Annotated in this window: 17 protein-coding genes; 8 read left to right on the top strand and 9 right to left on the bottom strand. The window is 68.2% G+C overall.

Going from position 1 to position 22,059, the window contains the following annotated elements; all coding sequences use genetic code 11:
- Window positions 1-53 precede the first annotated feature (53 nt).
- Entirely contained in the window at window positions 54-1,196 is a 1,143-nt protein-coding gene (locus AC5Y4H_RS19735; protein ID WP_499984213.1) for an acyl-CoA dehydrogenase family protein, read from the top strand.
- Between the two features lie 129 nt (window positions 1,197-1,325).
- The gene (locus tag AC5Y4H_RS19730) at window positions 1,326-1,793 is read left to right on the top strand and encodes a CD225/dispanin family protein (protein WP_499984212.1); all 468 of its coding nucleotides are present in this window, start codon (window positions 1,326-1,328) and stop codon (window positions 1,791-1,793) included.
- Here AC5Y4H_RS19730 and AC5Y4H_RS19725 read toward each other — a convergent pair.
- The 5 genes from AC5Y4H_RS19725 to AC5Y4H_RS19705 form a co-directional block, all read right to left on the bottom strand.
- A complete protein-coding gene (locus tag AC5Y4H_RS19725) occupies window positions 1,778-2,737 on the bottom strand; it encodes an enoyl-CoA hydratase/isomerase family protein (protein ID WP_499984210.1) in 960 nt (319 codons plus the stop codon). The genes AC5Y4H_RS19730 and AC5Y4H_RS19725 overlap by 16 nt on opposite strands.
- 3 nt (window positions 2,738-2,740) lie before the next feature.
- Complete coding sequence (gene fadD4 / locus AC5Y4H_RS19720; protein WP_499984209.1) at window positions 2,741-4,258, bottom strand: fatty-acid--CoA ligase FadD4; 1,518 nt, start codon at window positions 4,256-4,258, stop codon at window positions 2,741-2,743.
- 124 nt (window positions 4,259-4,382) lie between these two features.
- Window positions 4,383-6,212, bottom strand: coding sequence for a phosphoenolpyruvate carboxykinase (GTP) (locus tag AC5Y4H_RS19715; RefSeq protein WP_499984207.1), 1,830 nt, complete (start codon window positions 6,210-6,212; stop codon window positions 4,383-4,385).
- 140 nt (window positions 6,213-6,352) lie between these two features.
- Window positions 6,353-7,918 (bottom strand): hypothetical protein, encoded by a 1,566-nt coding sequence (locus AC5Y4H_RS19710; RefSeq protein ID WP_499984206.1) that lies wholly within the window; start codon window positions 7,916-7,918, stop codon window positions 6,353-6,355.
- The gene (locus tag AC5Y4H_RS19705) at window positions 7,915-9,015 is read right to left on the bottom strand and encodes a hypothetical protein (RefSeq protein ID WP_499984204.1); all 1,101 of its coding nucleotides are present in this window, start codon (window positions 9,013-9,015) and stop codon (window positions 7,915-7,917) included. Before AC5Y4H_RS19705 ends, AC5Y4H_RS19710 begins: the two co-directional genes overlap by 4 nt.
- Before the next feature lie 192 nt (window positions 9,016-9,207).
- Between AC5Y4H_RS19705 and trmB the strand changes: the two genes are divergently transcribed.
- Genes trmB through mmpL3 form a run of 3 tightly spaced genes read left to right on the top strand, consistent with a single transcriptional unit; the run spans window position 9,208 to window position 13,676 of the window.
- Complete coding sequence (gene trmB, locus AC5Y4H_RS19700) at window positions 9,208-9,987, top strand: tRNA (guanosine(46)-N7)-methyltransferase TrmB (protein WP_499984284.1); 780 nt, start codon at window positions 9,208-9,210, stop codon at window positions 9,985-9,987.
- A gap of 13 nt (window positions 9,988-10,000) precedes the next feature.
- Window positions 10,001-10,714, top strand: a complete 714-nt coding sequence (locus AC5Y4H_RS19695; protein ID WP_499984282.1) for an NYN domain-containing protein — start codon at window positions 10,001-10,003, stop codon at window positions 10,712-10,714.
- Between the two features lie 49 nt (window positions 10,715-10,763).
- Window positions 10,764-13,676, top strand: a complete 2,913-nt coding sequence (mmpL3, locus tag AC5Y4H_RS19690; RefSeq protein ID WP_499984203.1) for a trehalose monomycolate exporter MmpL3 — start codon at window positions 10,764-10,766, stop codon at window positions 13,674-13,676.
- A gap of 45 nt (window positions 13,677-13,721) precedes the next feature.
- Here mmpL3 and AC5Y4H_RS19685 read toward each other — a convergent pair whose 3' ends face one another.
- A complete protein-coding gene (locus AC5Y4H_RS19685) occupies window positions 13,722-14,870 on the bottom strand; it encodes an AI-2E family transporter (RefSeq protein WP_499984202.1) in 1,149 nt (382 codons plus the stop codon).
- A gap of 169 nt (window positions 14,871-15,039) precedes the next feature.
- Between AC5Y4H_RS19685 and AC5Y4H_RS19680 the strand changes: the two genes are divergently transcribed.
- Complete coding sequence (locus AC5Y4H_RS19680; protein WP_499984201.1) at window positions 15,040-16,215, top strand: lysylphosphatidylglycerol synthase transmembrane domain-containing protein; 1,176 nt, start codon at window positions 15,040-15,042, stop codon at window positions 16,213-16,215.
- Here the strand turns inward: AC5Y4H_RS19680 and AC5Y4H_RS19675 are convergent.
- A complete protein-coding gene (locus AC5Y4H_RS19675) occupies window positions 16,212-16,766 on the bottom strand; it encodes a hemophore (protein WP_499984200.1) in 555 nt (184 codons plus the stop codon). The genes AC5Y4H_RS19680 and AC5Y4H_RS19675 overlap by 4 nt on opposite strands.
- 350 nt (window positions 16,767-17,116) lie before the next feature.
- Between AC5Y4H_RS19675 and AC5Y4H_RS19670 the strand changes: the two genes are divergently transcribed.
- Together AC5Y4H_RS19670 and AC5Y4H_RS19665 are read left to right on the top strand one after the other, a co-directional pair.
- Entirely contained in the window at window positions 17,117-20,155 is a 3,039-nt protein-coding gene (locus AC5Y4H_RS19670; RefSeq protein WP_499984199.1) for an MMPL family transporter, read from the top strand.
- Window positions 20,152-20,688, top strand: a complete 537-nt coding sequence (locus AC5Y4H_RS19665; protein ID WP_499984197.1) for an XRE family transcriptional regulator — start codon at window positions 20,152-20,154, stop codon at window positions 20,686-20,688. Before AC5Y4H_RS19670 ends, AC5Y4H_RS19665 begins: the two co-directional genes overlap by 4 nt.
- 4 nt (window positions 20,689-20,692) lie before the next feature.
- Here AC5Y4H_RS19665 and AC5Y4H_RS19660 read toward each other — a convergent pair whose 3' ends face one another.
- Together AC5Y4H_RS19660 and AC5Y4H_RS19655 are read right to left on the bottom strand one after the other, a co-directional pair.
- Window positions 20,693-21,376: a hypothetical protein gene (locus AC5Y4H_RS19660; RefSeq protein ID WP_499984195.1), complete on the bottom strand. Its 684-nt coding sequence runs from the start codon at window positions 21,374-21,376 to the stop codon at window positions 20,693-20,695.
- 7 nt (window positions 21,377-21,383) lie between these two features.
- Complete coding sequence (locus AC5Y4H_RS19655; protein WP_499984194.1) at window positions 21,384-22,040, bottom strand: hypothetical protein; 657 nt, start codon at window positions 22,038-22,040, stop codon at window positions 21,384-21,386.
- Window positions 22,041-22,059: the final 19 nt, after the last annotated feature.

The raw sequence follows: 22,059 nt of genomic DNA, 5'->3' as shown, positions 1-22,059 counted from the left end.
GGCGAGGCCGGGCGAAGCGGGTCGCCACCATCGGGACTGGAGAGTGATCAGAGGTGAACGACGAAGAAGAGATGCTGGTCGCCACGGTACGGGCCTTCATCGACCGCGACGTCAAACCGAGCATTCGCGAGGTCGAGCACGCCAACACCTATCCCGAGGCGTGGATCGAACAGATGAAGCGGATCGGCATCTACGGTCTGGCCGTTCCCGACGAGTACGGCGGGTCGCCGGTGTCCATGCCGTGCTACGTGCGAGTCACCGAGGAGCTGGCGCGCGGCTGGATGAGCCTGGCGGGTGCGATGGGCGGGCACACCGTCGTCGCCAAACTGCTCACGCTGTTCGGCACCGAGGATCAGAAGCGCAGCTACCTGCCGCGGATGGCCAGCGGAGAGGTGCGCGCCACCATGGCGCTGACGGAGCCGGGCGGCGGCTCGGATCTGCAGAACATGACGACCACGGCGCTGCCCGATGCGGACGGGCTGGTGATCAACGGGGCCAAGACCTGGATCAGCAACGCGCGTCGTTCCGGACTGATCGCGCTGCTGTGCAAGACCGACCCGGATGCCAGGCCGCGCCACAAGGGCATCTCGATTGTGCTCGTCGAGCACGGCCCGGGTCTGACGGTGTCGCGCGACCTGCCGAAGCTAGGTTACAAGGGCGTCGAATCCTGCGAGCTGTCGTTCGACAACTTCCGGGCACCCCGGACGGCTGTGCTGGGACACGTTGTGGGCGAGGGCTTTTCACAGATGATGAAGGGACTCGAGACGGGACGCATCCAGGTGGCCTCCCGTGCCCTCGGTGTGGCCACCGCGGCGCTCGAGGACGCACTGGCCTACGCCCAGCAGCGCGAGAGCTTCGGCCAGCCGATCTGGCAGCACCAGTCGATCGGTAACTACCTGGCCGACATGGCGACCAAACTCACCGCGGCCCGCCAGCTCACGCGGTATGCCGCCGAGCGGTACGACAGCGGCGAACGCTGCGACATGGAAGCGGGGATGGCGAAATTGTTCGCCTCCGAGGTCGCCATGGAGATCGCGCTGAACGCGGTGCGAATCCACGGCGGCTACGGCTACTCCACCGAATACGACGTCGAACGCTATTTCCGTGACGCGCCGCTGATGATCGTCGGTGAAGGCACCAACGAGATCCAGCGAAATGTGATCGCCCGGCAACTGGTGACGCGCGGCGGGATCTGATCGGGACCGCCAATCTTTCGGCCCGAGAACGGAGTTTGGGAGTATATTAACCTGACTTCTCCGGCGGGCAAACCGGTATGGAAGTAAAGCTGTTCGCCAGCCGAGGGAATTAAGGGAAAGGCAGCTGCCATGAGTTATCCTCCCGTGCCGCTCGGAGGTTCGCCAGGATGGCCTGGGCAGCAACCGGAATGGCAAGGCCAACAACCGGAATGGCAGGGCCAGCAGCCCGCCGGGTGGCAAGCTCAGCACCCACCGGGATGGCAGGGCCAGCCGCCACCCCCGGGCTGGCCGGCGCCGCAGCCGGGAATGCAGGAGCCCGACAACTATCTCGTCTGGGCGATCCTGTGCACGGTGCTGTGCTGCCTGCCGTTCGGAATCGTGTCGATCGTCTACTCCAACAAGGTGTCCGGGCTGTGGGCCCAGGGGCGCTACGCCGAGGCGTACGAGGCGTCCAACAATGCCAAGAAGTGGGTCATCATCGGTGCGGTGGTGGGCGCCGCCGCGGCGGTGATCGGCGTCGTGCTGTGGTTCGCCATGTTCGCGGCGATCGTCTCTTCCATCCCGTCAACAACCACCACCACCTATTCGGGCTTCTGACCTCGAGCCTCGTCGACCAGCCCCCAGGCCAACGCGGTATCCGCAGCGACGGTGCGACCTGACAATACGAGATACGCTGTGCGCCAACGACCTATCCGCCGCGTGACGCTGATGGTGCCACCGGCTCCGGGGAGCAATCCCAATGCCAGTTCGGGCAGCCCGAACGTCGCATCCTTGTGGGCGGTGACCCATCCGCAAAACGCCGCCATCTCCAGTCCGCTGCCCATCACCCGCCCGTGCACCTCGGCCCGGCACGCCCGGCCGAGCCTGGCTGCCAGCGCGTCGAGCGACAGAGCTGGGCTGTAGCGGGTACGGGCCAGGTGCGCGCTCACCGGGTCGGCGAAAGTGCCGAACTCGGCCAGGTCCCCACCGCTGCAGAACGACGGGCCGTTACCGCTCAACACTATGCCGGTGACCGAGTGATCCAGTTGCGCCACCGCCAGGGCCTCCAACAGCGCCGCGCGCGCGTCGGTGGAGAACGCATTGTGCCGCTGCGGCCGGTTGAACGCGATCCGCACGACGTCGCCGTCACGGGTCGCCCGAACCGGGTCGGGGATTTCGGGCATGCGGATCGGGCCGCGCTCGCGCAACCATCGTGCGAACTCCGGACCGGCCTGCAGAGTCGAGTACGCCAACGACTCCGTCATCACCGCGGCCAACGTCGGGCCCTGGGGATCCACCGCGCGCAACACGTCGTCACAGACCCCGCTGGCGTGCGGCCAGCGCTCGCAGCGGGCCGTCAGCTCCTCCACCGTCGTCCGCACCGAATCAACGGTGATGACGCGCCGGTCGGCGCAGCAATCCTCTGTCACCGTGAAAGTTGCTGCATCAAGCCAGAATTCGGCCCCGGCGATGTCGGAGGCCGAGCCGACGGCGACGATCACCCCGGGCGGCGACGCGGGGCCGTCGTGCGGCGCCCTCGACAGGTCGACCACCCGGAGCATCGGTCACACCGAGTACTTCTCGATCAGCCCATTCTTGTAGAGCTTGCCCGTGTCGGTGCGCGGCAGCTGTGCTTCGAAGGCGATCGAGCGCGGGCATTTGTAGTGCGCCAACCGGTCTCGCAGCCACGCCGTCAACTCCTCGGCGAATTCGTCGGTGGAGTCGGTGGCATCGACGGTCTGCACGGCCGCCACCACACGCTGGCCCATCTCGTCGTCCGGCACCCCGAACACCGCCGCGTCCAGCACCTTCGGGTGGGTGACCAGAAGGTTCTCGGCTTCCTGCGGGTAGATGTTCACCCCTCCGGAAATGATCATGTGGTGACGCCGGTCGGTCAGGTACAGGTAACCCTCGTCGTCGAGATAGCCGATGTCCCCGACGGTCGCCCAGCCGTGCTTGTCGCGCGATGAGGCGGTTTTCGTTGGGTCGTTGAGGTATTCGAAGGAATAGCCACCCTCGAAGTAGATCTCGCCGGCCTGCCCGGGGGGCAACTCGTTGCCGTTCTCGTCGAGGATGTGCACGGCGCCGCCCATGGGTTTGCCCACCGAACCCGGATGCGCCAGCCAGTCCTCGGCGGTGATCAGCGTCGAGCCGTGCGCTTCCGAGGACGCGTAGTACTCGTCGATGATCGGGCCCCACCAGTCGATCATCTGCTTCTTGATCTCCACGGGGCACGGCGCCGCCGCGTGCATCACCCGCTTCAGACTGGACAGGTCGTACGAATGACGCACCCGGTCAGGCAGTTTCAGCATGCGGGTGAACATGGCCGGGACGAATTGGCCGTGCGTGACCCGGTGACGCTGGATGGCGTCCAGGCAGCCCTCGGCGTCGAACTTCTCCATCACCACCGTGGTGATGCCGCCGGCCTGCGCGCTCATCGACCACACCGACGGCGCCGTGTGGTACAGCGGCGCCGGGCTGAGGTAAATCGACTCGGGCGTCATCCAGAAGCCGACGAGTGCGGACATCATGCCGGGCGCCTCGGCCGGCGGCACGTGCGGCAATTCGCGTTTGATGCCCTTGGGCCGCCCGGTGGTGCCCGATGAGTATTGCAGCAGGTCGCCCTCGATCTCGTCATCGATCGGTGTATCGGGTTGTCCGGCAACGCATTCCGGGTAACGATCCCAACCGGCCAGGTCGCCGTCCGCGATCAGCAGCAACTCGGGTAGCCCGCCCGGCAAATGCTCGGCCAGGCCGGCGAGGGTGTCGCGCAGCACCGCCGAGCCGATCATGGCTTTGGCGCTGCTGTTGTCGATGATGTAGGCGGCCTCTGCGGCGGTCAGGTGGGTGTTGATCGGCACGTAGTACAAACCGCTGCGGCGAGCCGCCCACATCACCGCGTGGATGTGCTCGTTGTTCTCCATCAGGATTGCGACCGTTTCGCCCTCGCGCAGACCCGCCTCGCGGAACCGGTGCGCTAGTCGATTGGCGCGCGCTTCGAGGTCGTCGAAGGTGACGACCGTTCCGGACGGGTACAGGATGACAGCAGGTTTGTCGGCGCCGATATAGGGGCGAATCTGCATGCGCAGACTGTACCGCCGCCAAACTTGACGGGTGTTAAGTGGTCGACCGCGCGGGCTCGAAGCCCATCTCCAGCAAACGTGTGGTGCGCGAGTGCCGACTTATCGATCGGCCCCCGCGCGGGTCTCAGCTCGCCTCGGAAAGCCGCTGCTTGAGCGCCTCGAACTCGTCGCGGACACCGGTGGGCAGCTTGTCGCCGATGAACTCGAACCACTCCTCGATCAGGGGCAGTTCCTCGCGCCATTCGGCCGGGTTGACCGCCAGCGCCTTGGCCACGTCAGCGCCGTCGACGTCCAGGCCGTCCAGGTCCAGGTCGTCGGCTGTCGGCACGATGCCGATCGGGGTGTCCTGGCCACCGGCCTGGTGCTCGATGCGGTCCACGATCCACTTGAGCACCCGGCTGTTCTCGCCGAAGCCCGGCCAGAGGAACTCGCCCTTGTCGCCGCGGCGGAACCAGTTGACGAAGAACACCTTGGGCATCTTGGACTCGTCGGAGTTCTTACCGAGGTCGAGCCAGTGCTGGAAGTAGTCGGCGACGTGGTAGCCCAGGAACGGCAGCATCGCCATCGGGTCGCGGCGCACGGTGCCCACCTTGCCCTCGGCGGCGGCGGTCTGCTCGCTGCCCATGGTGGCGCCCATGAACACCCCGTGCTGCCAGTCGCGGGCCTCGGTCACCAGCGGCACCGTCGTCTTACGGCGGGCACCGAACAGGATCCCCGAGATCGGCACACCCTGCGGGTCGTCCCACTCCGGCGCCAGGATGGGGCACTGCGACATCGGGGTGCAGTACCGCGAGTTCGGGTGCGCCGCTTTGGTGTCCGTCTCGCGCAGGATCCAGTCGTTGCCCTTCCAGTCGATCAAGTGGTCGGGCTCGCCCTCCAGGCCCTCCCACCACACGTCGTTGTCGTCGGTGAGTGCCACGTTGGTGAAGACGGTGTTGCCCGCCTCGATGGTGCGCATCGCGTTCGGGTTGGACTTCCAGTTGGTGCCCGGCGCCACCCCGAAGAATCCGAACTCGGGATTGACCGCGTACAGGCGGCCGTCCTTGCCGAACCGCATCCACGCGATGTCGTCGCCGAGGGTCTCGGCGCGCCAGCCCGGGATGGTCGGCTGCAGCATCGCGAGGTTGGTCTTGCCGCACGCGGACGGGAACGCCGCGGCGAAGTAGTACGCCTTGTTCTCCGGGGAGATCAGCTTGAGGATCAGCATGTGCTCGGCGAGCCAGCCCTCGTCGTGGGCCATCGCCGAGGCGATCCGCAGCGAGTAGCACTTCTTGCCCAGCAGCGCGTTGCCGCCGTAGCCCGAGCCGTAGCTCATGATTTCGCGGGTCTCGGGGAAGTGCGTGATGTATTTGGTGTCGTTACAGGGCCACGGCACATCTTTCTGGCCCGGCTCCAGCGGGGCGCCCACGGAGTGCAGCGCCTTTACGAAGAACCCGTCATCGCCCATCTTTTCCAGGGCGGCCTTGCCCATCCGGGTCATGGTGCGCATGGAGACGACGACGTACTCGGAGTCGGTGATCTCCACACCCAGCTTCGGGTCGTCGGCGCCTAGCGGGCCCATGCAGAACGGCACCACGTACATGGTGCGGCCGCGCATGCAGCCGCGGTACAGGTCGTTCAGGATGCCGCGCATCTCGGCCGGGTCCATCCAGTTGTTGGTGGGGCCGGCGTCGATCTCGCGCTCGGAGCAGATGAAGGTCCGCGACTCGACGCGCGCCACGTCGGAGGGGTCGGACAGCGCCAGGTAGGAGTTGGGGTGCTTCTTCTCGTTCAGCTTCGTGAACGTGCCGGCCTCGACCAGATGGGCGGCCAGCCGGTTGAACTCCTCGTCGGAGCCGTCAGCGAAGACCACCCGGTCGGGCTGGGTGAGTTCGGCGACCTCCTGCACCCATGACAGCAGGCCCTGGTGGTTCGTGGGTGCTGTGTCCAAACCGGGAATGGTCGCTGACGTCATCGAACTCTCCTGGATTCTTCTGCGTATCGGGCTGCTGTTGCTCGCTATGCTCTCGACCACACAATTAAGGAATTGGTGGCGTTAACTACAGGTTATCGTGAGGATCTTGTCGGGTGAGTCTCGGGCAGGTATAAGCCTTCTCACAACAACGATTCAGAAGATCCAGGCGAATCACCATCTTCGCTCCTCGAAGCGGGTTTTTCGGTTTCGTCAACGCCGGTGCCTTCGGAGTGACTTTCGTCTTGTCGTACACCCGGTTCTCCCAGTTCTGCACGGACGGCCGCCAGGGCCGCCGTCACCGCGGGCATCTCCCGATCGCGCGTGGCCGCGGCCCGCGCGGCGGCCAGGGCGTGCTCGCGCAATTCGGTGTCGATGACGCCCACCGAGGCGGACACCTGGACGTTGTCGGCCTCGTCCTGAGCCAGCAGCGCCTTGCTCAACACCGACTCGGCGACCAGCACCCTGGTGGCGACCAGCTCCTCGACCACCGACTGCAGCGAGGCCGTGACGTCGCCCGCCCAGCGGTCGAGCAGCGCACGGTCGTGCAGCAGCGCACGGATGTTGATCACCATGAAAGTAAGCCCGACCGACATCGCCACGCATGCCAGCGCCGCGGCGACGGCCAGCGCCGGGTTCAGGCGTGAGGCCAGGCCGCTCATCAGCCGGCTCAGCGTCAGCGCCACCCCGAGGCCGAAGCCGATGCCCAGCACGACCGTCAGCCAGGTTTCCTGGCGGCGCGATTTCAGCGGAGGAGGCGAGAACTCGACCTCCGGCAGCCGCTCGCGCGGCGGCAGCTTTATGGGCACGCTCAGCAACTGCGCCACCTCGACCAGTCGGGCGTCCGTGGCCTCGCTGACTTCGGCCACCACCGCATCCAGCTGATCGCGGGCGAGCGCCTCGAAGCCGGACATACCGCGCCGCGACAACCCCGCCGCGTGTTCCTGCAGGTCGGTGCGCACCGCCGCACACCGGTTACGCGCGGAATGCGACAGGGTGACCCGCGCCTGCTGGACCTGGCCGCGCATTGTGATGGTCCGCTCGCTTTTCGCCTGACGTTGCTGCTGCAGGGCGGTGCTGCGCTCTTCGCGCAGCGCCTCGACCCGGGCCCGCCGGCCGGACCCCTCGACCTCGCGGTCATACCGGCTTGCGATCGTCTGCAGACGGGATTCCCACGCCCGCAACCTGTTTCGGCGCGCGAGATCGGGGTCATCGAGCAGCCCCGCGACGGCTTCGACCAGGTCGTCGACGTCCGGGTCACCCAGGTCGGGCTGGGCCGCCGCACCCACCCACGGCGCCCGGCCGTAGCGAGGCGCGTGGGCACCCAGCGAGTCGCGGTTGGCGGCGACGATGTCTCGCCAGTTGAGGTGCACGTCGATCTTGGACACCACGCCGACGACGGCGTCGGTGTGTTCGGTCGCGGCGTCCAGCAGCGCGCAGTCCGACGGCGTCAGGTTCGCCGCCGCGGACACCACGAACACCACGGCCGTCGGCACCTCGCCGGGCCCCAGGTCGGTCGACTCGACGAATTTACGTTGCGGCAGCCGCTCACGCAGGGCGTCGGCCACCGCGCTGACCCCCGCCATCCACGGACCGGTCACCAGCACCACGTCGCAGCGCTGGATCGCCGGCGGATCCAGGCCGGGGCCGGCCGTCGTCACCAGAGCGTCCACCTCCGCGACGGGGTCGTGGCCGGCTTCGCCGCTCACCAGGAATCCCCCGGCAGCGACCCGCAGGCCTGGGACCACAGCCGCAGCGACCCCCGGGCGATGTCGGCGCCGCAGGCGCGGTGCAGCGGGCTGGCCGACGCGCGGCTGTAGCGCTGCCACCGCACCGCCCGAGGCAGGTGTGCGGACGGGTCGCGATGCGCGTCGAGGGCCTTCTGGTCGCCCGCCTCCAGGCCGACCGCCTCAGCCAGGTCCACGGCGGCCGCCATCCGGGCGAGCACGGTCTCGTCACAGGATAGGAACCCGCTGATGCGCTCACCGAGCCTGCCGCCCTCGGCGGCCAGCGCCTCGAGTTCCGCGACGGCGTCCAGCACCCGCCGATAGCGCGCCTCGGCGCCCAGCGCGCCGATTCTGGCCAGGACCGCGTCGATGCCACTCATCCGGTACAGCAGGGTGAGCACCTGGGCCGGGGTCCTGCCCTGCCGGAAGGCGGCTACCGCCAGCGCGGTGCCGAACAGGTCAAGGGTGGTTAGCAGGCGCCGCCGCGCCTCGGCCGGCACCGGGGCTTCGGCCGCCAGGAATCCGGCGAACGAACCGTCGAAACACGCGGTGCCACCGGGGTGAGCGGCAAGCGTGGACAGCGCCGTCCACTGCGTGCTGTCCAGGTCGTCGAGCGCGGCGAGCGCGAGCAAGCCGTTCATCGGTTCCATGGGCACGCCGATCAGCGCCGAGAGCTCCGTGCATCTCGCGCGGGCGGCGGCGACGGGGCCGTCGCCGCCACGGCCGGACAGCGAGCCCGCCAAGTCGGCCTTGTTCAGCACCGCCAGCACCGGACGCCCGGCCCCCAAGACCTGGGCGATCGCCTGGGTGTCCTCAGGCTTAACCACCTCGGTGATCACGTAGACCACCGCGTCGACGTCGCGGTCGCTCAGCGGCCCCTCGACCGCGATGCCTGCCCCACGTCCCGCTCCGGCCAGGGCGCGGCGCACGGTGGAGCAGCCGACGCCACGACGGCCTCGCACGACCACGCGCAGGGGTGCGGCGCATCGCTGCGCGATCGCCGTCACGCGCGGGTCGGCGTGGCCGGCAGCGAACCCGGCCAGCTCGTCGACGAAAGTTCGGTGTCCTTGTGCTCTCATATCCCGCCTGTTCGGTCTGGATGACCCCATGCCCGACCGGCGCAGCCGCTACCGGATGCAGCGCCGGGGCCGAGCGGTCCCACCGAATGGTGGCACCCGCGTCACGAAGAAGCGAGCCACCGTTAATCAGTTACCAGTTGGAGGCAACTGTTGGGTATCAATCCGGACCAGGGGCGGCTACATCCCAGATTTATAGGCCACCATGGACAAATGCATGCGCAGCGCGGGGTGGCGATGTCTGCCGCCACGTCGACCGGGGATTCGGACCGCCCCGCCCTGCGCTATCTCCCCGCAACGGCGTTCCGATCACGACGCTCGACGCTGTCGGATGCGCAGCGCCAGACTTGGGAGCGACGCTGGCCCGAACTCGGCCTGTCCGTGGGCGCACCCACTGAACCCGGCAGCCCCGAGCCCCCGCTCGATACCACCGCATGGTTCGGCCGGCGGGCCCCGGTGGTACTCGAGATCGGCTGCGGCAGTGGCATATCCACGCTGGCGATGGCGAAGGATGAGCCCGGTATCGATGTGGTCGCGGTGGAGATCTACCGCCGCGGGCTGGCGCAACTGCTGTCCGCCATCGACCGCGACCAGGTGCGCAACATCCGGCTGATCCGCGGCAACGCCCTCGATGTCCTGCAACGCCTCATCGCTCCCGGTTCGCTGACCGGGGTGCGCGTCTTCTTTCCCGATCCGTGGCCGAAAGCCCGGCACCACAAACGCCGGTTCCTGCAGCCCGGCACGATTGGCTTGATAGCCGACCGGCTACTCCCTGGTGGTGTCCTGCACGTTGCGACGGACCACGCCGGCTACGCCGAACACATCGCCGAGGTCGGCGCGGGTGAATCCCGTCTGCATCCGGTGGGTCCCGACAGCGCGCTGCCGATCTCGATCGTGCGCCCGACCACCAAGTACGAGACGAAGGCTCAAGAAGCGGGCAGCGCCGTCACCGAATTCATTTGGCTTAGACAATGAGTAGGCGATGAGTATGAGCCTGACCGAAGAGACCGCGGCGGGCGCGCAACCCGTCGCGCCGCCGGCGGTGCTGACCGGCGACGAGCTGGGCGGCTTCGCTCCCCCGGGTGGACGCGTGCTGCTGGTGTGGGACGCCCCCAACCTCGACATGGGCCTGGGCTCCATCCTGGGCCGCCGCCCGACGGCCCTGGAGCGCCCGCGGTTCGACGCCCTGGGACGCTGGCTGTTGTCGCGCACCGCCGAGGTCAGCGCCGGCCGCCCCGGTGTCGTGGTGGAACCCGAGGCCACCGTCTTCACCAACATCGCGCCGGGCAGCGCCGACGTCGTCCGGCCCTGGGTGGACGCGCTCCGAAACGTCGGATTCGCGGTGTTCGCGAAGCCGAAGATCGACGAGGACAGCGACGTCGACCGGGACATGCTGGCCCACATCGAACTGCGGCGCACCGAAGGACTGGCGGCGCTGGTGGTGGCCTCGGCCGACGGCCAGGCGTTTCGTCACCCGCTGGAAGACATCGCACGGACCGGGGTCAGCGTCCAGGTGATCGGATTTCGCGAACATGCGAGTTGGGCGCTAGCGTCGGATACCTTGGACTTCGTTGATCTGGAGGATATCGCTGGTGTCTTCCGGGAACCGTTGCCGCGGATCGGCCTAGATTCGCTGCCTGACCAGGGTGCGTGGCTGCAGCCGTTCCGGCCGCTCTCCGCGCTGCTGACCGCGCGTGTGTGACACTGGAAAACCGATGCGCGGGTCGGAAACGATCCAGTAAGGAGCTTGCGTGTTCGCCTGGTGGGGTCGAACTGTGTACCGATATCGGTACATCGTGATCGGGGTCACGGTGGCTCTGTGTCTGCTGGGCGGCGTCTTCGGAGTCAGCCTGGGCAAGCATGTTACACAGAGCGGCTTCTACGACGACGGCAGCCAATCCGTTAAGGCCTCGGTGCTGGGCGACCAGACCTACGGCCGCGACCGCACCAGCCACGTCGTGGCCACCTTCACCGCTCCCAACGGGAAAACCGCCGACGATCCGGCGTGGCGCGACAAACTCGTCGCCGAACTCAACAAGTTCAAGACCGACCACCCCGACCAGGTCGTCGGCTGGGCCGGCTGGCTGGCCGCACCGGACAGCACCAACCCGGTCATCAAGGGAATGGTCAGCGAGGACAGGAAGCACACCTTCGTCAGCATTCCGCTGAAGGGCAATGACGACGACAGCATCCTCAACAACTACAAAGCCATCCAGCCAGACCTGCAGAAGCTCAACGGAGGCACGGTGCAGCTGGCCGGCCTCGAGCCGATTGCCGACGCCCTGACTGGCACCATCGCCACCGACCAGCGACGCATGGAGGTCCTGGCGGTGCCGATGGTGGCGGTGGTGCTGTTCCTGGTGTTCGGCGGCGCGGTCGCGGCCGGCCTGCCGGCCATCGTGGGCGGGCTGAGCATCGCCGGCGCGCTGGGCATCCTGCGACTGGTTGCCGTGTTCGGGCCGGTGCACTATTTCGCCCAGCCGGTGGTGTCGCTGATCGGGCTGGGTATCGCCATCGACTATGGGCTGTTCGTGGTGAGCCGGTTCCGGGAGGAGATAGCCGAGGGCTACGACACCGAGGCCGCGGTGCGAAGAACGGTGATGACCGCCGGGCGCACCGTCACCTTCTCCGCGGTGCTGATCATCGCGTCGAGCGCCAGCCTGCTGGTGCTGCCGCAGGGCTTCGTGCATTCGCTCACCTACGCGATCTTCGCCGCCGTGGGGCTTGCCGCGTTGCTGTCGATCACGTTCCTTCCGGCGTGCCTGGCCATCCTAGGCCGTCACGTCGACGCGCTGGGTGTGCGGACCGCGTTTCGGGTGCCGTTCCTGCGGAATTGGAAGTATTCGCGCGCCTACCTGAACTGGCTGGCCGACCGGCTGCAGAAGACGAAGACCCGCGAAGAGGTCGAGGCCGGATTCTGGGGCAAGCTCGTCAACTGGGTGATGAAGAGGCCGCTGGCCTTCGCCATCCCGATCGCCGTCGGCATGATTTTGCTGGTCATCCCGCTGGGCAACCTGTCGTTCGGCGGCATGAGCGAGAAGTACCTACCACCGGACAACCCGGTGCGCCTGGCCCAGGAGCACTTCGATAAGCAGTTCCCCGGCTACCGGACCGAACAGCTGACGGTGGTGATCCAGAGCAGCAACGGCAGCAAGGTGACCGACCAGCAGGTTGCCGACATCCGCAACAGGATTTCTTCGATCGGCGGCTTCACCGACACGACCTGGCAGGAACGGCCGTGTCCGGCCATTGCCGGCAACCCCTGCGTCGCGGGACCGAACGGCACCACGGTGCCCAAGGACGACTCGGTCCGGGTGATCCAGAATGGCTTGGTCAACAAGGGTGATGCCGCGAAGAAGCTCGCCGAGCTGCGGTCGGTGAATCCGCCGAAGGGGCTGAACCTCTACGTTGGGGGCACGCCGGCGCTGGAGCAGGACAGCATCCACAGCCTGTTCGACAAGGCTCCGCTGATGCTGGTGCTGCTGCTGGGCGCCACCCTGCTGCTCATGTTCCTGGCGTTCGGGTCGGTGGTGCTGCCGGTCAAGGCGGTGCTCATGAGCGCGCTCACGCTGGGCTCGACGATGGGGATCCTGACCTGGATCTTCGTCGACGGGCACTTGTCGGGTGTCTTGAATTTCACCCCGACCCCGCTGATGGTGGTGGTGATCGCGCTGGTCGTCGCCGTCGGTTTCGGCCTGGCCACCGACTACGAGGTGTTCCTGGTCTCGCGCATGGTCGAAGCGCGCGAACGCGGCATGTCGACGGCCGAAGCCATCCGGATCGGCACCGCGACCACCGGACGCCTGATCACTGCCGCCGCGCTGGTGCTCGCCGTGGTCGCCAGTTCGTTCGTCTTCTCCGACCTGGTGCTGATGAAGTACCTGGCCTTCGGTCTGATGGCGGCGCTGCTGCTGGACGCGACCGTCGTCCGGATGTTCCTGGTGCCGTCGGTGATGAAGCTGCTCGGCGACGACTGCTGGTGGGCGCCGCGCTGGGCTCGGCGTTTGCAGAACAAGATCGGGCTCGGCGAGATCGACCTGCCCGACGAGCGCAAGCGGCCCACGCTCAACGGCCGGCCCGCTCGGCCGCCCGTCGCGGCCAGCCTGGTCGCGGCTGCACCGCGGCCACCGCACGATCCCACCCATCCCGGCGCTCTTGAGCCGCCGCGGCCGGCGCGCCCGGGTCCGGCCGAGCCGCGCCCCGCGCGGGAACCGTCCCCGACCGGTGCGACGACGCGCACGAGCGAAGGCGCGGGCGGCACCCGCATCCCGGCCCGGCCCAGCCAGCCGACCGAAGCCAAGACCGCGCGCTTCTCCGCGCAGGGGGCGCCCGGGCATGACCGCCCGGCCGAGATGCGCTCCGCCACCAACTCCGCACCACAGGCCGCCCAGCGACCCCCGGCGCCGGGTGCGGCCGCACCGCCGTCCGGCGATCCGACGCGGGCCATCCCGGTGCCCGGCCACCGGTCCGACGACACCGGCGACGCCGCCGAACCCACCACGGCCCTGCCGAAGATGCGTGCGGAGGGCGACGACCCCAACGCGGCCACCGATCAGGCGAACGCGCGCGGGCAGGGCGAGAACGGCGACCCGGCGCGGCAACGCCGGCGCTCCGGCGGTGGGCTGTCCGCGCAGGATCTGCTGCGCCGCGAGGGACGGCTGTAACCAGGCGCCCAGCCGCCCCGCATCAACCTCGAAAAGGCGTGAGCCTCAGCCGGATTCGCCCTCGGGTTTGTCCGGCTCGGCCTGCAGGATCGCGTTCTTCTCATCCGCGTCCTCCGTCTGCTTCTCGGCCTCGGCGGACGGATCGGGCGCCAACAGGACCTGGAGCGCGTTGTTCAGGAACGCCACCGTCGGTACCGCCAGCAGGGCGCCGACGATCCCGGCGAGCACCCCGCCGGTCGAGATGGCGAGCACCACCGCGAGCGGGTGAATCGAGACCGCGCGGCCCATCACCAGCGGCTGCAGCAAATGGGCCTCGATCTGGTTGACCGCGATCAGCAGGCCCAGCGTGATCAGGGCGTAGACAAATCCCTTGGCAAGCAGCGCGACCACCACCGCCACCAGGCCTGAGATCAAGGCACCGACCAGTGGGATGAACGCGCCCAGGAACACCAGCGATGCCAGCGGCAGCGCGAGCGGCACGCCCATGATCGCCAGGCCCGTGCCGACCCCGGCCGCGTCGGTCAGCGCCACCAGGAACGTCGCCCGCACGTACCCGATCAGTGACCCGTATCCCGCGGTACCGGCTTCGTGGACCCGGCCGCGGACGTCCGAGGGGATGATCTGCACGACGTACTGCCAGATGTTGCGCCCGCCGTAGAGAAAGAAGATCAGCGTGAACAGCACCAGCACCGCCGCCGTGACCAGCTCCGTGACGGTGGCCGCGGTGGAGAGCGCGCCGCTGGTGAGCTTCGCCTGATTGTTGTGCAACGCCTCGATGGCGGCGTTGCCCACGTTGTCGATCTGTTCGTTGCGCAGATGCGCCGGCCCGTGGATCAGCCAGCGGCGCGTCGACTCGATGCTGTTCGTCACCTGTTCGGTCAAGCCGGGCAGGCCGTCGATGAACTGCAGGACGACGAACGCCAGGATGCCGCCCAGGATGGCGAAGCCGCCCAGCAACACCAGGGCCACCGCGCCGCCGCGGGGCAGGCCCCGCTTGTCCAGCCAGTCGACCACGGGCACCAGCAGCGCGCTCAGCAGCAGCGCCACCAGCACGGGAACGACGATGACTTCAAGTTTCTTCACCACCCACAACAGCGCGAGCACGGCGATCAGGATGACGAGCAAGCGCCACGCCCAGGCTGCGGTCTTGCGGACAAGGGGTTCGACCGAAGCATCGTCGACGTTTGCTGACATCTGGCCAGCCTATCCGCCGCGGCGCGCGGTCAAACGTGACTCAACCTGTCCCAAGGGCCTGCGCGCACCGTTCGGGGGCGGCTGCCGTCGGCACGATCCGGTTACGACGTCGACACGGTAAGCGATCCACAGCGATCGCGGCGCCACCTGCACCGTTACCCTAAATCACGTGCCGCACGACGCACCCGCCCGCAATCTCGACCTCCCGCGCGAAGAGACCCCGCGCGGGAAGTACTGGTGGGTGCGCTGGGTGATCCTGGGCGCGGTAGCCGTCGTGCTTGCCGTCGAGGTTTCGCTGGGTTGGGATCAGCTGGCCAAGGCCTGGATGAGCCTGTATGAGGCGAATTGGTGGTGGTTGCTCGCATCGGCGGTGGCGGCGGCCGCGTCGATGCACAGCTTTGCTCAGATCCAGCGCACGTTGCTCAAGTCGGCGGGCGTACACGTCAAGCAATTGCGCTCCGAGGCCGCCTTCTATGCCGCCAATTCGCTCAGCACCACGCTGCCCGGCGGACCCGTGCTGTCGGCGACGTTCCTGTTCCGCCAGCAGCGGCTATGGGGCGCCTCGACCGTGGTGGCGTCGTGGCAGTTGGTGATGTCGGGCGTGCTGCAGGCGGTCGGGTTGGCTTTGCTCGGCCTGGGCGGCGCCTTCCTCCTGGGCGCCAAGAACAACCCGTTCTCGTTGTTGTTCACCCTCGGCGGGTTCGTCGCGTTGCTGCTGCTGGCCCAGGCCGTCGCGTCACGGCCGGAGCTGATCGACGGCATCGGCACCCGCGTGTTGGCGTGGATCAACTCGGTCCGCGGCAGGCCCGCCGACACCGGCCTGGATAAGTGGCGCGAGACGCTGATGCAGCTGGAATCGGTGAGCCTGGGCCGCCGCGACCTGGGGGTGGCGTTCGGCTGGTCGATGTTCAACTGGATCGCGGACGTCGCCTGCCTCGGCTTCGCCGCGTACGCCGCCGGGGACCACGCGTCGGTGGCCGGGTTGACGGTGGCCTACGCGGCCGCCCGCGCGGTCGGCACTATCCCGCTGATGCCCGGCGGCCTCCTGATCGTCGAGGCGGTGCTGGTGCCCGGCCTGGTGTCCAGCGGGATGTCGCTGCCAAACGCGATCTCGGCGATGCTGATCTACCGACTGATCAGCTGGTTGCTCATCTCCGCGATCGGCTGGGTGGTGTTCTTCTTCGTGTTCCGCACTGAGAACGTCGCCGACTCCGATGAGGACCCGATCACGGGTCCACTACCGGTCGTGCCGCTCCACGGCGACCGCCCGGCCGACCCGACCGAGACCGCCCTGCAGGGGCCGTTGCCGCCCGACCGGAACCCCGAAGCCGACGGACCGCTCTAGCCGACGGTGTTTCCGCGCGACGGACCCGGCAGCGGGTTGGTCGCGGGCGGGGCGGGCTGCGGTGCCGCGACCGGGGCGCCGCCACCGGTGGTCCCGCCCAATGGCGATGCGGCCGCGGGGTTACCGGGCAGCGCGGGCAGCCCGCCGGCCGCGCCCTGCGCCTGCTGCATCAGACCCATCGCCTGCGGGATCGAGATCGGCAGCTTGCACTGCGTCGACAGGGTGGTCAGCGGCTGCGCGATCGACGTCATGTCACCGGCCACCTTGGGGTTGGCCTCGAAGTAGGACTTCAACCCGTTCACCGACTGCGGCCCGGCCTGCTGCTGCAGCATCGAGGTCATCGTCTGGTTGGTTTCCGGGTGCGAATCAAGGTAGTCACCCATCGACTTGGAGACCGACCCGATCGTCCGGGCGACCTCACTGGCCGCGCACGGGTCGTTGGCGCCGGTCGCCGGGGCGCCGGCGAGCACCGCCAAGGCTGCGCCGGGCACGGTGGCGGCGATCAGCCCCGCGAAGATTTTGCGACCGCGGCCAGCGGTGGCTCTCGTCATCGATAACTCCTTAGGAGTTTGCGGCGGACGCCGCAATCGGCGCCCCGCAAACGGCTGCAAATAGAAGGCCCCTGTGCGCGGGCATCCCTGAATCTCGGCGGCCACCCGCCGGGCCATCCGACATCCTGCCACCGGCGATATCACCGCTGCCAGTTCGAACGAACCCGAACCCGGAATATGTGACCGAAATCCCGCTTGGTCACCGGTTCACAACGTCTTCGCAGCGTCTTGGCAACAACGCCGTCGCCGCAGCTCAGGAACTAGATAAGCCAGATATTCCACAGCCCGCTGCGGTATCGTCGCGAGCACGCGCTACGCGAGAACCGGGGAGCGACAACATCCAGCAGTTAATGATCCGCCTCAGCCGCAGCCTGCGTAAGTACCGCTGGTTGGTCTTCACAGGCTGGTTGCTGGCATTGGTTCCGGCGGTGTACCTGGCGTTGGCGCAGTCGGGAAATCTGACCGGCGGTGGTTTCGACGTGGCCGGATCGCAATCGTTGGCGGTCCACGACCAGCTCGAGGAGCTGTACCACGACCAGGGTGGATCGTCGCTGGCGCTGGTGGCCGCGCCCCGGCCCGATGCCAGCTACCAGGACATGAACGACGCCGTCGCGCAGCTGCGACAGATCGCCAGCGGCATTCCCGGCACCGCCGAAATCCCCAACCCCACGCAGCGCCCGCCGCAACCCGACCGCCCCTACGTGCTGTCGGTGCGGCTGGATTCGCGTAACACGAGCGACATCGCCAAGCAGCTCCGGACCAAGGTCGGCATCAAGGGCGATCAGCCCGGCGAGACCGCGAACGGCCGCGTGCGGCTCTACGTGATCGGGCAGGGCGCGCTGTCCGCCGCCGCCGCGGCCAACACCAAACACGACATCGCGGCCGCCGAAAAGTGGAACCTGCCCGTCATTCTCATCGTGCTGCTCGCGGTGTTCGGGTCGCTGGCCGCCGCGGCCATCCCCCTTGCCTTGGGGATCTGCACGGTCGTGGTCACCATGGGCCTGGTTTATCTGCTGTCCGCCTACACCACCATGTCCGTGTTCGTGACCTCGACGGTGTCGATGTTCGGGATCGCGCTCGCGGTCGACTACTCACTATTCATCTTGATGCGGTTCCGGGAGGAGCTGCGGACCGGGCGCCAGCCCCGCGAAGCCGTCGACGCCGCCATGGCCACCTCCGGCCTGGCCGTGGTGCTGTCCGGCATGACGGTTGTCGCCTCGCTGACCGGGATCTACGTGATCAACACCCCCGCCCTCAAGTCGATGGCCACCGGCGCCATCCTGGCCGTCGCGGTGGCAATGCTGACCTCGACGACCCTGACGCCTGCCGCGCTCGCGACGTTCGGGCGGGCGGCGGCCAAACGGTCCGGCTTCCTGCACTGGTCGCGACGGCCCGAGAGCACGCAGTCGCGGTTCTGGAACCGCTGGATCGGCTGGGTGATGCGCCGGCCGTGGATGTCCGCGCTGGCCGCGTCGCTGGTGCTGCTCGTGATGGCCGCGCCGGCGTCGTCAATGGTCTTGGGCAACAGCCTGCTGCGCCAGTTCGACTCGGCGCACGAAATCCGCGCCGGCGTCGGCGCCGCGGCCCAGGCCCTCGGTCCCGGTGCGTTGGGGCCGATCCGCGTGCTGATCAACTTCCCCGACGGCGGCGCGGCCTCCCCCGAACACAGCCACACCGTCGGCGCGATCCGGCAGCGGATGTCGCAGGCCCCCAACATCGTCTCGGTGTCGCCGCCGCAGTTCGCCGAGGACAACGGCAGCGCTTTGCTGTCCGCGGTGTTGTCGGTGGATCCCGAGGACATGAAGGCCCGCGAGACCGTCGGCTGGATGCGCGCGCAGCTGCCCAAGGTCCCCGAAGCGGGCACCGCGCGCGTCGACGTCGGCGGCCCGACCGCTCTGATCAAGGACTTCGACGACCGGGTATCCGCGACCGAGCCGCTGGTGCTGGGCTTCGTCGCGCTGATCGCGTTCGTGATGCTATTGCTCTCCATTCACTCGGTGTTCCTGGCGCTCAAGGGCGTCCTGATGACGCTGCTGTCGGTCGCCGCCGCCTATGGCAGCCTCGTGATGGTGTTCCAGTGGGGGTGGCTGAAAGACCTCGGCTTCGCGCAGATCAGCTCGATCGACAGCACAGTTCCCCCGCTGGTGCTCGCGATGACCTTCGGGTTGTCGATGGACTACGAGATCTTCCTGCTCACCCGCATCCGGGAGCGCTTCCTGCATTCCGGAAACACCCGCGATGCGGTGGCCTACGGCGTCAGCACCAGCGCCCGCACCATCACCAGCGCGGCGCTGATCATGATCGCGGTGTTCGTCGGCTTCGCATTCGCCGGCATGCCGCTGGTGGCCGAGATCGGCGTGGCGTGCGCGGTGGCGATCGCGGTTGATGCCACCGTGGTGCGGCTGGTGATGGTGCCGGCGCTGATGGCGATGTTCGCCCAGTGGAACTGGTGGCTGCCGCCGTGGCTGTCCCGCGTGCTGCCGTCGGTCGACTTCGACCGGCCGCTGCCCGAGGTCGATCTCGGCGACGTCGTCGTCATCCCCGACGACATTTCGGCGCTGGTGGCCCCCAGTGCCGACCTGCGCATGGTGGTCAAGTCGGCCGCCAAGCTGAAACATTTGGCGCCCGACGCGATCTGCGTGGCCGACCCGCTGGCCTTCACCGGCTGTGCCCGCACCGCGCAGACGGCGCTGGGCCCGGACGAGGATCAGTCGCGCGGCCTGGGGCCCGGGCAGATCCCCCACCAGGTCGCCCTCGGCGAGAAGGCCAGCGTCGGCGTCGGGGCCGACAAGAAGCCCGGCAGCAACGGCCACACCAACGGCTCCCCGGCGGCCAAGAAGCTCGTCACCGGCCTGACCTCGCGCAACGGCATCGCCAAGGCCATCGCCGGGGTCGACCGGCCCGTGCACCCGGTGACGTTGTGGCGGGGACGCCTGTCGGTCGCGATCGACGCGCTGGAAAGCGACACCGCCACGGCGGTCGACGACGGACCGAGATACGAGCGGCGCAGCCCGGTGGAGACCACCAACGTGCAGCTGCCCACCGGCGACCGGCTGCTGGTCCCCACCGGCGCGGAGACGCTGCGGCTCAAGGGCTACCTGATCATGTGCCGTAACACCCGGCGCGATTACGCCGACTTTGCAGACATGGTCGATACGTTGGAGCCCGAGACCGCCGCGGTGGTGCTGGCCGGAATGGACAGGTACTACTGTTGTAAATCATCCAGGCGGCAGTGGATTGCCACCCAGCTGGTCCGTCGCCTCGCAGATCCCGACCCCTGCGACTACCCCGAAGACCAGGGATCGGACGCCGAGGCCGACTCGGACTGGGAGGGAATCAGGCAACGCTGCATGTCTGTGGCCGTAGCGATGCTGGAGGAGGCGAGGTGACGTTGGCACCCGACCGACGCTCCGCGCCGCCGCCCCAGCGGCCGGCCCCCGAACGGCGTCAACCCGGCAATGGGCCATCCGGGCCCCTGCAGGACACCGACCAGCCGGTGGAGTTCTGGCCGACCGCGGCCATCCGTTCCGCCCTGCAGGGCGGTGACATCGCCACCTGGAAGCGCATCGCCGGCGCACTCAAGCGCGACCCGTACGGGCGGACCGCCCGCCAGGTCGAGGAGGTCCTCGAGGGCACCCGGCCGTACGGCATCGCCAAGGCGCTATGGGAAGTGCTCGAGCGTGCCCGCACCCACCTGGAGGCCAACGAACGCGCCGAGGTGGCGCGTCACGTCGGGCTCCTGATCGAGCGGTCGGGTCTGGCGCCGCAGGAGTTCGCGTCCCGCATCGGCGTCACGGCCGAGGAGCTGGCCGGCTACCTCGACGGCAGCACCAGCCCGACGGCCGCGCTGATGATCCGGATCCGCCGGTTGTCGGATCGATTCGTCAAGGTGAAGTCCGCTCGGTCAGCCGAAGCGAACTGATGCGCTATCTGACCGGCAGCACATCGGCGACCAGCCAGTCGCTGCCCCGCTTGGTCAGCGTCACCCGCAGCGCCGGCGCCGCCTGACTGGGCGGCTGTCCCGGGGTGTTCTGAGTGACCCGCAGCACCACCGCCACACTGGCCGCCGCCGGGCCCAGGGCCTCGACCCCGGCCGACACCGTGGTGGCTTGCGCGGTGACATTGTGCTGGGCCAGCTCGGCGCTGGACTTGGTGTACTGCTCCTTGAACGCGGCCGCGTGCTCCGGGACGATCATCGCCGTGGCCCGGTCGATGGAGCCGGTAGGGGCGGTGGGGCTGAACGACGCCATCGCCTCCGCCATGCCGGTGGCGATCTGAACGACTCGGTGGGAGTCGTTGGTGAAGTCGTTGTCCGCCTCGGTCCAATGCGTGTAGCCGGTCGCGACGGCCGCTCCCAGCGCCGCCGTGCACAGCAGGACGACCGCCAACCGCAGCCCCGGTGCGTCGTCGTCGGTGCCCAGGCTGACCGAATCGCGGCGCAGCAGCCAGAAATTGATCGCCACCCCTTCGACGATCAGCAGGATCAGCACCGAGCACGCCGACACCCACCACAGCGGCCAGTCGAGCACCAGCCCGATGGCCAGCAGGGCCGCGATCGCGGCCAGCGGCGCCAGGATGTCGAAGGCGGCCAGCCGCCAGATGTTCCTCATCGGATCCTCACCTGATCGACGCCAACCTGGAGATCATCTGCTTGCCCTCCACGTCGGAGACGTCCAGCCGCAGACTCCAGTGCACGGTTTGCGGCTTGGCTCCGGCGTTTTCGCTGACCGACGTGGCGATCAATATCACCGAGTCGGTTCGACTCGCGAACGGCGGCAGCTTGGTGGTGACTACCGGACGGGAGACGCCGGGCTGGGTGTCCAGGTCGTGGTGCACGGTTTCGATCGCCACCGCGTCGATCCGTCCGGCGCTCTTCGACTGCAGCTTTTCCACCACAGCCTTGTACGGCTGCACGGCCGCATCGAAGTCGGTGTTCAGTTCGCCGACCGTCCCGTCATGCAGCCGCTGCAGGCTGGCGTCGACATTGCCGCTGTTCATGTTGATCAAGACATTCGCCCAGTCCGCGGCGGTTTGCATGGCGCGGCTCAGATAGCCGCGTTCGGCAACCTGGTCGCGGTGATCGGACCAGATGATGGCGGCGAGCACGACCGCGGCCACCGACAGCACACCGAGAACTGCCGACGCGATGCCGTAATGGGAAAACATCTCGGCGCCTTCGGATTCCTCCCCGTCGAGGTCGGCGGTGTCGTCGCTCGTGTCATCGTCGGGGTCGACGTCAACGGAATCTTCTTCGGTTCGCTCGCCGTCGGACATGGCCCGATCGTCGCATCCG

This window comes from Mycobacterium sp. NGS58 (assembly GCF_059812385.1).
The sequence above is the reverse complement of the archived record's forward strand: the minus strand, read 5'-3'. Positions and strand labels throughout refer to the sequence as shown.

Bases quoted from the DNA above. Each gene is read 5' to 3' on its own strand.
- AC5Y4H_RS19685 (WP_499984202.1), bottom strand. From the start codon at position 14,870: ATGTCAGCAAACGTCGACGATGCTTCGGTCGAACCCCTTGTCCGCAAG.
- AC5Y4H_RS19730 (WP_499984212.1), top strand. From the start codon at position 1,326: ATGAGTTATCCTCCCGTGCCGCTCGGAGGTTCGCCAGGATGGCCTGGG.
- AC5Y4H_RS19725 (WP_499984210.1), bottom strand. From the start codon at position 2,737: ATGCTCCGGGTGGTCGACCTGTCGAGGGCGCCGCACGACGGCCCCGCG.
- AC5Y4H_RS19715 (WP_499984207.1), bottom strand. From the start codon at position 6,212: ATGACGTCAGCGACCATTCCCGGTTTGGACACAGCACCCACGAACCAC.
- AC5Y4H_RS19675 (WP_499984200.1), bottom strand. From the start codon at position 16,766: ATGACGAGAGCCACCGCTGGCCGCGGTCGCAAAATCTTCGCGGGGCTG.
- AC5Y4H_RS19660 (WP_499984195.1), bottom strand. From the start codon at position 21,376: ATGAGGAACATCTGGCGGCTGGCCGCCTTCGACATCCTGGCGCCGCTG.
- AC5Y4H_RS19670 (WP_499984199.1), top strand. From the start codon at position 17,117: ATGATCCGCCTCAGCCGCAGCCTGCGTAAGTACCGCTGGTTGGTCTTC.
- AC5Y4H_RS19655 (WP_499984194.1), bottom strand. From the start codon at position 22,040: ATGTCCGACGGCGAGCGAACCGAAGAAGATTCCGTTGACGTCGACCCC.
- AC5Y4H_RS19705 (WP_499984204.1), bottom strand. From the start codon at position 9,015: ATGAGAGCACAAGGACACCGAACTTTCGTCGACGAGCTGGCCGGGTTC.
- AC5Y4H_RS19695 (WP_499984282.1), top strand. From the start codon at position 10,001: ATGAGCCTGACCGAAGAGACCGCGGCGGGCGCGCAACCCGTCGCGCCG.
- fadD4 (WP_499984209.1), bottom strand. From the start codon at position 4,258: ATGCAGATTCGCCCCTATATCGGCGCCGACAAACCTGCTGTCATCCTG.